Raw genomic sequence first — 15,359 nt, 5'->3', positions numbered from 1 at the left:
AAGAGATGTGTGCGGACCAACGGTCCGCACCTACCCGTCTCCGCGTCTGGTGGATGCCAACCTTGGTTGGCATGTTCGGTGTGTGCCAACCAAGGTTGGCACCTGCCAATGCGGGATACGCCGCCCTCAACGATCGAGGTGTGCGGACCAACGGTCCGCACCTACCCGTCTCCGCGTCTGGTAGATGCCAACCTTGGTTGGCATGTTCGGGGTGTGCCAACCAAGGTTGGCACCTACCAAAACAGGATGTGCCGCCCTCAACGATCAAGGTGTGCGGACCAACGGTCCGCACCTGCCCGTCTCCGCGTCTGGTAGATGCCAACCTTGGTTAGCATGTTCGGTGTGTGCCAACCAAGGTTGGCACCTGCCAATGCGGGATACGCCGCCCTCAACGATCGTTGAGGGTCTTCAGCTTCATTGCTTCGCGCAGGGTCGTCAGGTCCACCGGGCCACGCACCGCGATATCGCGGATTTCGCCCGGCAGCAGATCCAGCAGGTTGTCTTCGACCTGCACATCCAGCGCGCCGAAATCGATCCACGTCGCGCGCACGTAAGCCGCGCTTTCCAGGCGTAGACGATAGTGATCGCCTTCGATGGACAAGGTGGCCTTCAGCTTCTGCCGCGGCAACACCTGGTCTTTGGCTTCGACGAATCCGACGACCTGGCGGGCACTGACCGCCCCGTTCTGCAGCAGCTCGAACACGGCCACCGTGCGCTTCGGATCGGCACCGGCCAGCAGCTCGGCATCGCGGAAATCACCAATCGAGGTGACGCCAGCCGCCGTCAACGCCACCGCGTCCTCGCGACGACGCAGCATCTTGCCATCCACATCCATCACCCGCAGCCGCCAACGTGCGTCTGCGGCAGCGCCATCATTGATCAGGCGCACCCGCGTACTGCCCTCATCACGCAATGCCGCCAGCGTGACCGGCGCGAAGAAGCGCCGCGCGGCGTAGTGCAGCGCCTTCCAGCGACCGAAGTAGTCCACGCTGGACCATGAAGCACCCGGCCAGACGTCGTTGAGCTGCCAGTACAGCGAGCCCATCGTGTACGGCCGCGAGGCGCGATGGTGCAGCGCGGCCAGCGCGATGCCATCGGCCTGCATCACCTGGCTGAGGTAGACGAAGTCCTCGAAGTCCTTCGGCGTGCCGTAGCCCAGTTCGATGTAGTGCAGCAGGCGGCTGTTGCCCTCGCCGGCCATGAATTTCTGGTGCGCGCGGATCACCGGGCTGTCGATGCGCTGCTCGGCGCGGGTGGCAATCTGGTCCACGGTGGCCACCGACGGCCATGCCTGCAGGCCGTACTCGGACATGAAGCGCGGCGTCTCGCGCAGGTAAGCCTGCACCGGCAGCGCCGGATTGCCCCAGACCTGCCAGTAGTGCTTGTCGCCACGGGTCGAGTCGTTGGCTTTTTCGTCCAGGTCGTTACTGGGCGAGCTGGACCAGTACGGCACGCCCAGCCCCTCCTCACCCACTACCTGACGCAGATCATTGCCGAACAGGTCGACATAGCCCTGCCAGACCTTCGCTGCAAACGCCGGGTCGGCCGCCTTCAGGTCGCGACCGTGGCCCCAGTCCTTCCAGGCGGTTTCTTCCTCGTTGTTGCCACACCACAGCACGATGCTGGGATGATGGCGCAGCCGGCGCACATTGTCGCGTGCCTCGGCCACCACGCTGGCACGAAAGGCCGGATCGTAGCCCGGCTGCATGCCACCACCGAACATGAAGTCCTGCCAGACCAGCAGGCCCAGTTCGTCGGCGATGTCGAAGAACGCATCGTCCTCGTAGTAGCCGCCACCCCAGTTGCGCAGCATGTTCATGTTGGCGTCGCGTGCGGCGGTCAGCACCTGGCGCAGGCGCGCGGCGTCGACCCGTGCGGGGAAGGCATCGAACGGAATGACGTTGGCGCCCTTTGCGAAGATCTCCACGCCGTTGATGACGAAAGCGAAGCCCTGCCCGCCCTTGCCGTCTTCCTCGCGGCGCAGTTCAACCGTGCGCAGGCCGATACGCTGCTCGCGCACCAGCGCTGCATCGACACCATCATCCAGGCGGACCTGCACGGTGTAGCGGTCCTGTGCACCGTGGCCGACCGGCCACCAGCGCTGCGGCTTGACCAGTTCGACCGGTACTTCGACGGCGTTCTGGCCGGGCTTCAGCAGCACCGTGCGCTGCACCTGGGCCACGCTGCGACCCTGCGGATCGCGCACATCGACATGGACCACCGCAGAACCGGCCGCCGCGCCCTGCTCCATCTCCAGCAGCACGGCCAGCTTCGCCTGCTCCGCGCTCAATGCATCGGTACGCACGGCAAGATCGGTCAGGCGGTGCGCATCCCAGGCCTGCAGGTCGACCCCGCGCCACACGCCGGCGGTGACATAGCGCGGGCCCCAGTCCCAGCCGAAGTGATAGGCCGGCTTGCGCGCGAAGTTGCCGACCATCGCGTCCTTGGGCTCATCGCCATAGGGCGAAGGATAGTTGCCGGCGATCTTGTGCGGCATCGCCTGCACACCCGGCAACAGCGTGCGGATTGGTGAACGGAACACGATCTGCAGTTCATTGCCATTCGCGCGCAGGCGCCCGTCCACGCGCGCACGCCAGGTGCGGTGCGCGTTGTCCGCGCTCAGCAGCGGCCTGCCGTTGAGGCTGACTTCGGCATAGGTATCCAGCCCGTCGAAGCGCAGCTCGGCATTGGGCTTGGCCAGCGTCGCCGCATCCACGTCGAAGCGAGCGCGGTACTCCCAGGCAGCCAGCCCGATCCATTGCAGCTCGGCCTCAGGCGCACCGACGTACGGATCGCGGATCAGCGCATGGGCGAGCAGGTCGGTGTGCACGCTGCCCGGCACCTTCGCCGCACGCCATTGCTGCAGGCCCGGGTGGGCTGCACCCTGCGCATCACCGGGCAGCATGCGGAATTCCCACTGTGCCTGCAGCGGGGCTGCAGTTGCCGGGAAGGCGGAGACTGCGATCAGCAGCAGGAGCAGACGGACAACGAGGGAAAGACGATGCACGCGGAGCTCCTGTTTTTCCGCCGGGCGTCGCCCGGCGCTACCGATTCCGGATTGCCAGGCATGGCCTGGCATTACTGCATTCAAACGATCTTCAGCGCACCACGTTCAACACTTCGTAGCACGCACCCATGGTGTGGTAATCCACCTTGCCGGCCGGGCTCTTCTCGTCGCTGTACTTGCGGTTGTCGGCATCGAGGATGCGGAACCAGGCGCCGTACTGATGGTCGACGAAGTGCTCCCACGAGTACGCCCAGATGCGCTCGTACCACTGCCAGTAGCGGTCATCACCGGTGCGCTTGGCCATCAGTGCGGCGGTGGCCAGCGTTTCGGCCTGCACCCAGAAATACTTGTCGTCGTCGCAGACGAAGCTGTCGCCGCCGATCGGGGCACCGTCCATGCCCGCCTGTCGGCGCGTTTCCGGTGCGAAACCGTAGTACAAGCCACCGCGCGCCTCGTCCCAGCTGCGCGCCACAGCCACATCGAACAGGTGCTGCGCGGTCGGCACCAGCCAGTCGGCCTGCACGTGGCGATCAAGGATCAGCAACAGCTTGGCCCATTCTGTCTGGTGGCCGGGCTGGAAGCCCCATGGACGGAACAGGTGCTTGGGGTCGTCCAGGTTGTAGTCCCAGTCGATCTCCCAGTTCTCATCGTAGTGCTCCCAGACCAGCCCGCCGGCCTTGGCCGCCTGGCGGCGGGTCATGTTGTCGGCCAGCTGCAGCGCACGCTGGACATAGCGCTGCTCGCCACTGGCCTCGAACGCCGCCAGCATCGCCTCGCACATGTGCATATTGGCGTTCTGGCCGCGATAGCCGGTGAAGTTCCACTGGCCATCGGCCTCGTCCTTGTACAGGCCGTGCTGTGGCTCCCAGAAGCGCGCTTCCAGCAGCTTCCAGGTTTCGTCCATCCACACACGCGCCTGTTCGATACCGGCCTTCAGCGCGCAACTGTAGGCCAGCAGCACGAACGCCACGCCGTAGCAGTGGTTCATGTCGTCCTCGACCTTGCCATCACGCAGGGTCCAGGCGTAGCCACCGGTAGCCGGGTTGCGGTGCACCTCGCGCAGGTAGCGCACGCCGTGCTCGACCGCCTCGCGGTACTCGGCATTGCCGAATTCGCGGTAGGCCATCGCGTAGTTGAAGACGAAGCGCGTGCTGCTCACCAGGTGCCGGTGGCTGGCATCGTAGACGCTGCCGTCATCCCGGAAGTAGTGGAAGAAGCCGCCGTCCGGATCGATGCAGCGCGGATGGTAGAACGCCATGGTATCGGCGATGTGCGCGCGCAAGAACGCGGGCGAACGGAAATCGGGCGAGGTGCTCATGCGGTAATGTCCTGTGCCTGCAGCAGCTGCTGCACTTCATCGAGCGAGGGCATTGCGGCGAACGCGCCCTTGCGGGTAACAGCCAGCGCCCCCACGGCGGCGCCGAAACGCAGCGTGGCGGTGATCGCCTCCGGGTCCTGGCAGAACGCAGCGAAACCAGCGCCCGCCCCACCGCGCTCCAGCAGGCCGACCAGCACGCCACCGACGAAGGCATCGCCAGCAGCCGTGGTGTCGACCGTGGCCACGCGGAAACTGGTGACCGTGCCGTGGTTGTCGCGGGTATACCAATGCAGTGTGGCCGCACCGTCGGTGACGATCACCCAGCGCGCCTGCGCGGCCAGCAGGCGCCGCAGCACCGTCGCCTCGCCGTCATTGCCCAGCGGCGCGGCCAGGTAGTCCAGCTCCTCGCGCGACAGCTTCACCAGATCGGCGCGTTCCAGCGCCTGCCACAGGCGCGGCGTCGGATCCTCGTTCGCCGGCCACAGCGCGGGCCGCAGGTTGAGGTCCAGGCTGACCACTGCGCCGGCCGCACGTGCACGGTCCATGCCGGCAAAGGTCGCCTCGGCGATGCCCGGCTCGGTCAGGCTGTTGGAGCAGACGTGGAAGCACTGCGCGCTGTCGAGGCAGGCGGCCTGGAAATCGCTGTCACGGAACAGCAGGTCGGCCGCCGGCGGGCGGTAGAAGCTGAAGCTGCGCTCGCCACTGGCGTCGAGGGCGACGAAGGCCAGCGCGGTCTTCGCCGCATCGGTACGCACGATGTAATCCGTGCCCACGCCGTGCTCGACCAGGCTGTCGGCCAGGAAGTCACCGAACATGTCACGGCCGAGCATGCCGACGAACTGGGTCTTCGCGCCCAGCCGCGCAGCGGCCACGGCAACGTTGGCCGGCGCACCGCCGGCGTACTGCAGGAACGCCCGCGGCGTATCGGCCGAGGCCGGCGGCTGCGCTAGTAGATCGATCAAAATTTCGCCGAAGCAAACGATGGAACCCATTCCGGACTCAGCCTCCCTGCGTTGCGGAAGCCGGCGTACGTGCGCCGACCAGTCCGTAGAAAATGATGTAGCCGTAGCACAGCAGCGGCAGGATGAAGCTGGCCTGCACACCGATGTGGTCGGCCAGCACGCCCTGCAGGTACGGCACCACCGCACCGCCGACGATGGCCATGATCAGCAGGCTGGAACCCTTGTTGGTCAGCGGGCCCAGGCGCTCGATGCTCAGCGCGAAGATGGTCGGGAACATGATCGAATTGAACAGGCCGATCGCCACCACCGAGTACAGCGCGATGTTGCCGGAGGTCAGCATGGTCGTGACCAGCAGCCCCACGTTGACCAGCGCGAAGATCGCCAGCAGGCGGCTGGGCGAGAAGCGCGCCAGCAGCGCCGAGCCGGCGAAGCGGCCGATCATCGCCATCGTCCAGTAGGCCGACACGTAATGCGTGGCTTCCTGCTCGCTGAAGCCGCCGATGTTGGGCATCGACAGGTAGTTGACCAGGAAGCTGCCGATCGAAACTTCGGCACCGACGTAGAAGAAGATGCCCAGCACACCCAGCAGCAGGTGGCGCTTGCGCAGCGCATCCAGGTAGCTGTGGTGGTGGCCCTGGTCGGCCTGCTCGGTGGCGTCGCTCAGTGCCGGCAGGCGGAACAGGTATACGAACAGCGCCAGCAGCACCAGCGCAACGGCCAGCCCCACGTACGGGCCCTGCACGGCCTGCGCCTCGGCGGCACGGTAGGCCAGCTGTTCGGCGGCCGGCAGTGCCGCGATGTCATCGGCACTCTTCACCGTGTTGGACAGGATCAGCATGCCGCCGAAGATCGGGGCGATGGCCGTGCCCAGCGAGTTCAGTGCCTGCGCCAGGGTCAGGCGACTGGAGCTGGTCTGCTCCGGGCCCAGCAGCGCGACGTAGGGGTTCGCAGCAACCTGCAGCACGGTGATGCCGGTGGCCAGAACGAACAGTGCGCCCAGGAAGGCGCCATACACGCGCAGCTCGGCCGCCGGCCAGAAGCCCAGCGCACCGATACCGGCAATCACCAGGCCGGCCACGATGCCCTTCTTGTAGCCCAGCGCCGCCACCAGCCGACCCGCCGGCAGCGACATCAGGAAATAGGTGCCGAAGAAGGTGAACTGCACCAGCATCGCCTTGGCGTAGTTCAGCTCGAACACCGCCTTCAAGTGCGGGATCAGGATGTCATTGAGGCAGGTCAGGAAGCCCCACATGAAGAAGATCGTGGTGACCACGGCCAGCGCCTTGCCGTTGGTGACGGCAGGTGCGTTGCCCGAAGATCCCGTTGGACGGGGCGTTGCGGAGATCGGCATGCGGTACGCGCCTCGATGCGCGGAAGGTCGTTGTTGCGTGGAAGGGGTGTATGGAATAAATCAGTTCGGTCGTGCGGCACTGCTTTCGCGGATGCGCAACTGCACCGGCGCGACCGTGCGCCGTGGCGGCGCGTCCGGTTCGTCCAGTCGTTGCAGCAGCAGCGCCGCAGCTTGCCGGCCCCGCTCGCGCGGATCGGCGGTGAGCGTGGTCAACGGCGGCACCGCCACCGCAGCCTCGGAAATATCGTCGAAGCCGGTAACGGCAAAGTCACCTCCCGGACGGATGCCCCGTGAATTCAAGCCCAGCATCAGGCCCAGCGCGACGGTGTCGTTGTAGCAGACCGCCGCACTCGGCCGATGGCCATCGGCAAACAGCTCATCGGTGCGCGCAGCGGCTTCCAGACGGTTCGGCGCCGACTCGATCATCCAGCCCGGCGGCAGCGACAGACCGGCCTCGGCCAGCGCCTGCTGGAAACCGGCACGGCGCTGGTGGCACGAGCTCGATGCGGCGTGGCCGCCGAAGAAGGCGATCTGGCGATGGCCGCGCTCGATCAGGTGACGCGTGGCCAGATAGGCGCCGTGCTGGTTGTCCAGGGTCAGGAAGTCCCAGTCGGCCCCTTCCAGTTCGCGGTTGAACAGCAGCACGTTGGCATTGGCACCCAGTGCCTGTCGCAACTGCACGGTATCGCTGCCCTCGGCCGGCGACAGGATCAGGCCGGCCGGGGTGTGCTCCATCAACGTGGACAGCACTGCCTGCTGGCGCTCCGGCGATTCGCCAGTGCTGCCGAGCAGGGTCACGTAACCGCGTCCGCCCAGCGCCTCGTCCACGCCGGACGCGAATTCGGCGAAGAACGGGTTGGAAAGATCGTTGATCACCAGCGCGATGCTCGACGAGGTACGTCGACGCAGGTTGGCGGCAGCGCGGTTGTAGACATAGCGCTGCCGGCGCAGCTCGGCCTCGACCTTGGCACGGGTATCGACGTTGACCAGCGGGCTGCCGCGCAACACCAGCGACACGGTCGCCCGTGACACGCCGATGGCACGCGCGATGTCGGTCACCGTCACTGCCTTGCCGGCGCGCTTGCTGGGACTGCTGCCGTTGTCGTTCATCGTCTTCCCGGACTCCGCTGGAGGCTCAAGCCTAATGGATCAGGGCCGTGTCGTGCCGTGCCGTTCGCTGGGTCACCGCGAACGGCACAGTCCGGCTCAGCGCAGCTGGCTGCCCGGTGCCGCGCACCAGGACACCGGCAGGTCCTTCACCGCCGTACCCCAGCCCTGCTCCGGCGCCTTCGCGTCGAGCGCGAACTGCAGGCGCGGGCCCTGCTGCAGCTGGTTCCAGTCCAGCCAGACCGGCGCATGCGCCTGGCCATCGACCTGCACGCCCTGAACGTACTGCAGGCGGCGGCCATCGGCACCCGGCGCGTCGATGCGCAGCGTCCGGCCATTGCCCATGTCCAGTTCCACCTTGCTGAAGCGCGGGGTGTGCAGCAGGAACTGGCCGCTGCCCGGCACCGCCGGGTACACGCCGATGGCGCTGAACAGGTACCAGGCCGACATCGTGCCGAGGTCATCGTTGCCGGTCACGCCATTGGGGGCATTGGTGAACAACTGCTGCGCGGCACGCACCACGGCGGCGGTCTTCCACGGCTGGCCGATCAGCGTGTACAGCCACGGCGAATGCAGGTCCGGCTCGTTGTTCGGGTTGTAGCGGAACTGGTTGTAGTAGCTGTACGGCCCGACCACCCACTCCTTGCGGGCAGCGTTGAGCGGGTCGGCCTGCAGCGCATCCATCGCGAAGAACGCATCCAGGCGGCGGCCGGCCTGTTCGCGGCCCTGCATCGCTTCAACCAGCCCCGGCACGTCCTGCTGCGCCAGCCACTGGTACTGCCACGCCGTGCCCTCATGGAAACCGTGGTGCGAACGCGGACTGTAGTGGCCATCGGCCGGGGTGTACCACTGGCCATCCTCGGTGCGCGGGCGCGGGAAACCGGTGAAGCCGGTCTCGGCGTCGCGCACCTGCGGGTCCCACACCTTGCGCCAGTTGCGGCCGCGCTCACGCAGCGTCGCCGCGTCCTGCGCATGGCCGAGGCCATCGGCCATCTGCGAAAGCGCACAGTCGGCCAGTGCGTATTCCAAGGTAGCCGAACCGCCGTGGTGCGGATCGACGTCCATGCCCTTGGACGGGAACGCGCGGTCGTAGACCACATAGCCCTTGTCCAGGTAGGTCGGGTTGCCGGAACGGCCGGCCATGCGTGAGTTCAGCGGCGGCGTGCCGAAGGCATTGCGGCGCAGCGCATCCCAGGCCTGCGATTCACGGCCCTTGAGCGCACCGAAGCGCCACAGGTCGACCATGAACGGGGTGACAGGGTCGCCGGTCATGATGTTGGTCTCGAAGTTGGCATAGCCCCAGCGCGGCAGCCAGCCGCCCTGCTCGTCGATCGCCAGCAGGGTACGGCCGATGTCACGCGCCACGTCCGGGCGAGTCAGCGCCAACCACTGGTTCTGCGCGCGGTAGGTATCCCACAGCGAGAAGTACTCGTAGTAGGTCCAGCCATCGGCACGGTGGATGCCATCGTCATAGCCGCGGTAGCGGCCGTCGGCGTCGTTGCCGGTCATCGGCTGCAGCAGCGCGTGGTAGACAGCGCTGTAGAACACGGCGCGGTCGTCGGCGGTGCCGCCCTGCACGCGCACCCGGCCCAGCTGCTCGCGCCACGACTGCTGGGACAGCGCACGCATCCGGTCGAAACCGAGCAGCGCCCCGCCCTGCATGCCCTCCGCGCGCAGGTTGATGCGCGCGCCTTCGGCATCCACATGCGATATCGCGCTGATCGCCGTTACCGACTGGCCCTTGGCGAGGTCGAAGCTGAGCCAGGCACCGTTCGGCTTCTGTTCGCCTTCCATGCTGTGGCGCGCACCCGGCAGGCCGCCGCCCTCGCCCCAGGTGCCATGCGCCTTGAACGGGCGGTCGAACTCGATGCGGAACCAGGTGGTGTACTGATGGCCGCCGCAGAAACTTTTGGTCACCAGCTTGCCCTCGACCACGCGGTCGCCGACCACATCGACTACGCTGCCGATCACCGAGTGGCGTTCGTTGGCCTGGCCGACGTTGACCAGCACGTGGCCCTCGCCCTGGCGCTGGCTGAAGGTGTAGCGCTCGGCTGCGGCGCGCGTACGCGCGGTCGTTTCTGCGTCGATGCCGCCGTAGCTGGTCAGCCGCACCTTGTAATAGCCCGCCTGCCCGATCTCGCCGTCATGGGTGTAGGCCGAGGCATAGGCCTTGTGGTCGAACTGCTTGGCGTTGCCGGTATCGAAATCGCCGCCCGGGCCGATCGAACCGGTCACCGGCAGCACCGACACCTGGCCGCCCTGCTCCCAGCAACCCGCGCCGGAGATGAAGGAGTGACCGAAACCGCGGATCTTCTCGTCGTCGTAGCGCCAGCCCGAATAGTGGCTGCCGATCGGGCTGACCTGGATCAGGCCGAACGGTGCCGATGCGCCGGGGAAGGTATTGCCGTCGTCCTTGCTGCCGATGAAGGTGTTGACCTCGCGCTCCAGCGCCGCCGGCGCAGCCTGCAGCAGCATCGGCATGGCCGAAAATGCCAGCAGACAGGCCAAGCGCGCCAGCGGGCGGGAGGACAATGGGACGGCGGGAGCGGACGGCACTGGACGCATGTCGGGTTCCTGTAGTCGATGACGCGGAGGCAGACGGCCGGGATCGTTCGGCACCGTTCCGCTGAGCCCTGCCCTGCAGAGAGCTCCCCCTGGAATGACGTCCGACCCACCAGACCGTGGATTTAGATCGATTCAAGTAGAGCATGCGGATTCAGCCGAATGCATTCTGCGGCGCAGCATGAGAGGGGGTGTTCGGCAGGGCTGCGCCCTGCACCTGCCGAAGCCGAAGCCGAAGCCGAAGCAACAGCAAAAGCCGACTATCCGTGGGATGGCGGGGTGGGTCCGGTTGCGGGGGACGCCGTAAACCCGTCCTTGGGGGCTTGGCCGCGGCATCCATGCCGCGGACACCCCCGCAACCGGACCCACCCCGCCTTCGACAGATTTCCGCGATCTGTGGATCCACGCCATGCGTGGATGAATCTCTGTCGGATAACGAAATCGATTGGGGTCAGATCCGTTTTCCAAAGGAAAACGGATCTGACCCCAGGACCCCATGTCGTTCCAGGATCAGTCCAACCGTCACCGGGAAACTGTCAAAGGCGGGGCGGTGTGGGCTGGCAGGACCGTTGGCGCCATGGATGGCGCCATCGAGCCCCCAGCGACGGGTTTACGGCGTGTCCACCGCCCTGCCAAACCAGCAGAAAACCAGAGCCGCTTTGGCTTTGGCTTTGGGTTGTTGCCGGCCAGCGGCCGGCACACCGCGGGTGCAGGGCGCAGCCCTGCCGACCCACCCTCCCCTGCGCACGAAAACGATTTCACTGGTTTCAGCAAACCGTCATCCCTTCGCCACGCCAGTACCATATTGCGGAGCAGCATGCGCCCACGGGCGACCCATGCTAAAAAACGCCCGCCCATCGCTTAGATCGATCCAAGACGACATTGCGATGGCCGGGAGTTGGGGGAGCGGCAACAGGACGTACCAGGCCACGCGTACGGTGCAACTGCCACTGCATGGCGATAGCGACAATGTCACTTCAAATTAGATCGATTCAAGTTGTCCGTGCCATGTCACCGGATCAATCCAGGAGAGAGGGAGAGATGGGAATGAAGCATTCAACACGTACGCATGGCCAGGACGCATTGTCGCTGGCCGTCGCGCTGGCCTTGGCCGCCGCCGTCGTTCCGGCCGGCGCTGCCGCGCAGCAGGCAACCACCAGCGCCTCGCAGGAAGCCACCAACCTGGACAGCGTCCAGGTCACCGGCTACCGCTACGCCATCGAAAAGAGCCTTGAGCAGAAGCGCGACGCCAACGCCGTTGTCGAAGTGATCACCGCCGAGGACGTCGGCAAGTTCCCCGACAAGAACGTGGCCGACGCACTGCAGCGCGTGCCCGGCGTGGTCATCACCCGCAGCGGTGGTGAAGGCAAGAGTGTCAGCGTGCGCGGCCTTGCGCCGGACCTGACCCTGACCCAGTTGAATGGCAACTACGTGGCCACGTCGGAAACCAACGACGAAGCCACCCGCTCGTTCAACTACACCCTGCTGCCGTCGAACATGCTGTCCAGCGCCGAGCTGTTCAAGTCGCCGGAAGCACGCATCGACGAAGGCGGCATCGGCGGTACGGTCATCCTGCACACCCGCCGTCCGCTGGACATGGAGTCCAACTCGGGCTTCGTCACGCTTGAGGGCACCTCCTCCGATACCCACCACGATATCGACCCGCAGGCCTCGGCCCTGTATTCGTGGCACAGCAAGGATGAGCGTTTCGGCGTGCTGGTCGGCGTGACGCAGCAGAAGCGCACGACCCGTACCATGGAAGCCAGCACCGAGGACTACCAGTGGTACGGCGCCGGCAAGGCACGCGACGCCTATGGCAACGTGCAGCAGCAGGACGGCATCCACTACTGGTGGGGCAAGTCCGGCTTCAACAACCAGACCGGCGGCAACTACAGCGACTTCTTCATGCCGACCTCGGTCAACTTCGCCGTGAAGGAAGAAAAGCGCGAGCGCAAGGGCGGCCAGCTGACCTTCCAGTTCAAGCCGGTCGACAACGTCACGATGACCGCCAACTACTTCCGCTTCGAGCTGCAGGGTGACTACACCCAGAACATGCTGAAGATTCCGGAATGGAGCATGGCCCGCTTCAACGGCGATGGAAACTGGGCCGGCGGCCGCCTGCTCAACGGCCTGGATTTCGACCCCAGCGGCAACACCGTCACCGGTGCCCAGTTCGAAAAGCTGGCCGGAAAGACCTACTACTGCAGCGAAGACCAGGCCAAGGCCGCCGGCCTCAAGCCCGGCGGCTGGGGCCCGGACGACTGCACGATTCCGACACCGCAGCTGACCGGTGGCTACAGCAAGGAAAAGGCGCTGTCGCAGACCGCCGACCTGACCATCGACTGGGACATCAGCCCGCTGTGGAAGGCCTCGTTCACCGGTGGCCGCACCTGGTCTGAAGGTGGTCCGTCGATGAACTTCCGCATGTCGGCCAAGCCGCGCCGCAAGGTCGGCAACGACTACCTGTCCGGTAACCAGTACAGCGCATGGGACCTGACCGGCACGCCGTCTGCCACCTTCTCGCCCGACCTGCAGCAGCAGTTGATGAACGGCATCGCCGAAGTCGACACCGGCTCGACCGATTCGTCGTGGAAGCGCACCGAGGTCAAGCAGAACTACTTCCAGGCCGACGTGACCAAGCTGTTCGAGTCCGGTTGGCTGGATTCGATCCAGTTCGGTGCCAAGTACCGTGATGGCAAGGTCCACCGCAACACCGGCAACACCTACTGGGTATGCCCGGGCCGTGACCCGGCCGACTATGACAACAGCCGCTACCAGAGTGGCTGCGATCCGACTGCCGGCGATGCGCAGCCCGGCTTCTTCCTGTCGAACCCGATCAGCAACATTGCCGGTGGCTTCAATGCCAACGTGTTCCCGGGCATCAACTACCCGGCGTACATCGACTATCTGAACAAGACCTACGGTGGTTCGCACAACCGTACCGAGGAAGACTTCGTCTACAACGTCAACGAGAAGATCTACTCCGGCTACTTCCAGGCCAACTTCCGCACCGAGCGCCTGCGCGGCAATGTCGGCGTGCGTGTGGTGCGCACCAAGCAGTTCGCGCAGTCTTCCGACTCGATCGAGAAGTTCAACGACTACTTCCTGGACAACGCGTCCGGCGCGCCGATGGCGTGCACCGATCCCGCCGCTGCGGCCTACCCGACCTACAGCTGCGAGAGCGGCTTCGTGCGCCTGCCGCATGACCTGGCGCAGAGCAAGACCTACAGCCTGATCGGCGTGGACCGCACCTACACCGACGTGCTGCCGAGTTTCAACATTGCATGGGACATCACCGACACGCTGGTGCTGCGTGGTGCCGCATCGAAGGTGATCGCCCGCCCTGGCTACACCGACATCGCAGCACCGGGCGCACTGAGCTACTACAGCGAGGAGTACGTCAATGATCGCCGCGTTGCCGGTGGCGCATCGACCGCAGGCTGGGTCGGCCAGGGCAGCAACAAGCAGCTGGAGCCGTTCAAGGCCACCCAGTTCGACCTGGGCCTGGAGTGGTACTTCCAGCCGGGCGCGGTCGCCGGCGTCAGCCTGTTCCGCAAGAACGTGGACAACTTCACCCTGCCGGTGGTGCGCGACACGCCCATGGTCATCAACGGTGAAGCGGTGAACGTGCAGCGCTACGAGACCCAGGCCAATGGCCGCGATGGTGTGTCGCAGGGCGTCGAGCTGTATGGCCAGTACACCTTCGATTTCGGCTTCGGCGTGCAGGCCAACTACACCTACAACGACACCAACCTGGCTTCCATTGTTCTGGACGGGCAGGAAATCGGCTCCTCGCCGCTGGTCGGCAGCGCCAAGAACCAGGCCAACGTGACGGTCTTCTACGAGAACGAGAAGTTCCTCGCGCGCGCCTCGTTCAACCGTCGCGGCCAGGTGGTCGGTGGGCTCAACAATGGCCTCACCGTCTACACCGAGCCGTATGACCAGCTGGACCTGAACGTTGCCTACAACCTGACCCCGGACTGGACCCTGACCGCCTCGGTGATCAATGCCACCAAGTCCGAGCAGCGCGTGCACCTGGGAAGCGACACCAAGTCACGCCTGATCTCCAATACCTATGCAGGCCGCCAGCTGTACTTCGGCGCTACCTGGAAGTTCTAAGGCAACACCGGGTTGCCCGGGCGCGCCCCGGTGCAACCCACGCCCCGCCCTGGCGGGGACGTTCCTCCACGGCAGCCGCGCTGGTACAGGTGGCTGCCGTTTTTGTCGGCGCCTTGCCTGTCGTTCAGCCCGGCGCTTGACCCTGCCATCGTTGGAAGGTGCACACTGACTCCACCCCAAGAGCACCGAAGGAGCTACAGATGGAATTCCATGTCGATGGCATGACCTGCGGCGGCTGCGCGCGCAGCGTGACCCGTGCGATCCAGCAGATCGATCCCAACGCCAGCGTGGTCGCCGACCCGCCGACCGGCCTGGTCAAGGTGCAGACCACCGCATCGCAGGAAGACGTCTTCGCCGCAGTGAACGACGCAGGCTTCCCGCCGCGTACTGCCTGATCCCCTGCCCCCGTCTCACACAGGAAAGCCCGCCCGGTGCCGCTGCACCCGGCGGGCTTTTTCATGCATGCGATATCGAGTCAATGCTTGTGCGTACGCCGCCGCACCGCACCGGTCTTCGCGGTATCGACCGGCACCGGCGTCTGATCATCCTCACCCAGCCGCTGCAGGATCGGGCACTCCGGCCGCTCGTCGCCGGCACAACAACTGATCAGCGATTTCAGCGTGTCGGCCATCTGCCGCATGTGCTCGATGCGCTGTTCCAGATCGGCAATGTGCTGTTCGGCCAGGTGCTTCACGTCGGCGCTGTGCCGCGAGGTGTCGTTCCAGAGGCCCAGCAGATCTGTGATCTCGGCCACCTGGAAGCCGAGATCGCGCGCGCGGCGGATGAAGCGCAGACGGTGGATGTCCGCCTGCGAATACGCCCGGTAGCCCGACTCGGTTCTATCAGCGGCGGGAATCAGGCCGATCTGTTCGTAGTAGCGGATCATCTTCGCCGACACGCTGGAGGCCTTGGCGGCTTCACCGATGTTCATGC

Annotated in this window: 8 protein-coding genes and 1 pseudogene; 2 read left to right on the top strand and 7 right to left on the bottom strand. The window is 65.7% G+C overall.

What is annotated here, in order from left to right:
- Positions 1-388: 388 nt before the first annotated feature.
- The 6 genes and pseudogenes from Q9Q79_RS09380 to Q9Q79_RS09355 all read right to left on the bottom strand — a co-directional run.
- Positions 389-3,007 (bottom strand): glycoside hydrolase family 2 protein, encoded by a 2,619-nt coding sequence (locus Q9Q79_RS09380; protein ID WP_201862130.1) that lies wholly within the window; start codon positions 3,005-3,007, stop codon positions 389-391.
- 91 nt (positions 3,008-3,098) lie between these two features.
- A complete protein-coding gene (locus Q9Q79_RS09375; protein WP_012480048.1) occupies positions 3,099-4,325 on the bottom strand; it encodes an AGE family epimerase/isomerase in 1,227 nt (408 codons plus the stop codon).
- Positions 4,322-5,317, bottom strand: a complete 996-nt coding sequence (locus Q9Q79_RS09370; RefSeq protein ID WP_012480047.1) for a carbohydrate kinase — start codon at positions 5,315-5,317, stop codon at positions 4,322-4,324. The genes Q9Q79_RS09375 and Q9Q79_RS09370 overlap by 4 nt, the downstream gene beginning before the upstream one ends.
- Before the next feature lie 7 nt (positions 5,318-5,324).
- Positions 5,325-6,638 carry an L-fucose:H+ symporter permease gene (gene fucP / locus Q9Q79_RS09365; RefSeq protein ID WP_005409446.1) on the bottom strand — a complete coding sequence of 438 codons (1,314 nt, stop codon included), beginning with the start codon at positions 6,636-6,638 and terminating at the stop codon, positions 5,325-5,327.
- 60 nt (positions 6,639-6,698) lie between these two features.
- On the bottom strand, positions 6,699-7,748 hold the full coding sequence (locus Q9Q79_RS09360; protein WP_005413180.1) for a LacI family DNA-binding transcriptional regulator: 1,050 nt from the start codon (positions 7,746-7,748) through the stop codon (positions 6,699-6,701).
- A 96-nt stretch (positions 7,749-7,844) separates the two neighbouring features.
- Positions 7,845-10,184: pseudogene (locus Q9Q79_RS09355) on the bottom strand (GH92 family glycosyl hydrolase); the annotation flags it as partial.
- Positions 10,185-11,348: 1,164 nt separating this feature from the next.
- Between Q9Q79_RS09355 and Q9Q79_RS09350 the strand changes: the two are divergent.
- Positions 11,349-14,426 (top strand): TonB-dependent receptor, encoded by a 3,078-nt coding sequence (locus Q9Q79_RS09350; RefSeq protein ID WP_109337437.1) that lies wholly within the window; start codon positions 11,349-11,351, stop codon positions 14,424-14,426.
- Positions 14,427-14,626: 200 nt separating this feature from the next.
- The gene (locus Q9Q79_RS09345) at positions 14,627-14,821 is read left to right on the top strand and encodes a heavy-metal-associated domain-containing protein (protein WP_005409441.1); all 195 of its coding nucleotides are present in this window, start codon (positions 14,627-14,629) and stop codon (positions 14,819-14,821) included.
- 80 nt (positions 14,822-14,901) lie between these two features.
- Here Q9Q79_RS09345 and cueR read toward each other — a convergent pair whose 3' ends face one another.
- Complete coding sequence (gene cueR / locus Q9Q79_RS09340) at positions 14,902-15,357, bottom strand: Cu(I)-responsive transcriptional regulator (protein WP_005409440.1); 456 nt, start codon at positions 15,355-15,357, stop codon at positions 14,902-14,904.
- Positions 15,358-15,359: the final 2 nt, after the last annotated feature.

It is taken from the genome of Stenotrophomonas sp. a6 (assembly GCF_030913325.1).
Classification (GTDB): Bacteria; Pseudomonadota; Gammaproteobacteria; order Xanthomonadales; family Xanthomonadaceae; genus Stenotrophomonas; species Stenotrophomonas maltophilia.
The sequence above is the reverse complement of the archived record's forward strand: the minus strand, read 5'-3'. Positions and strand labels throughout refer to the sequence as shown.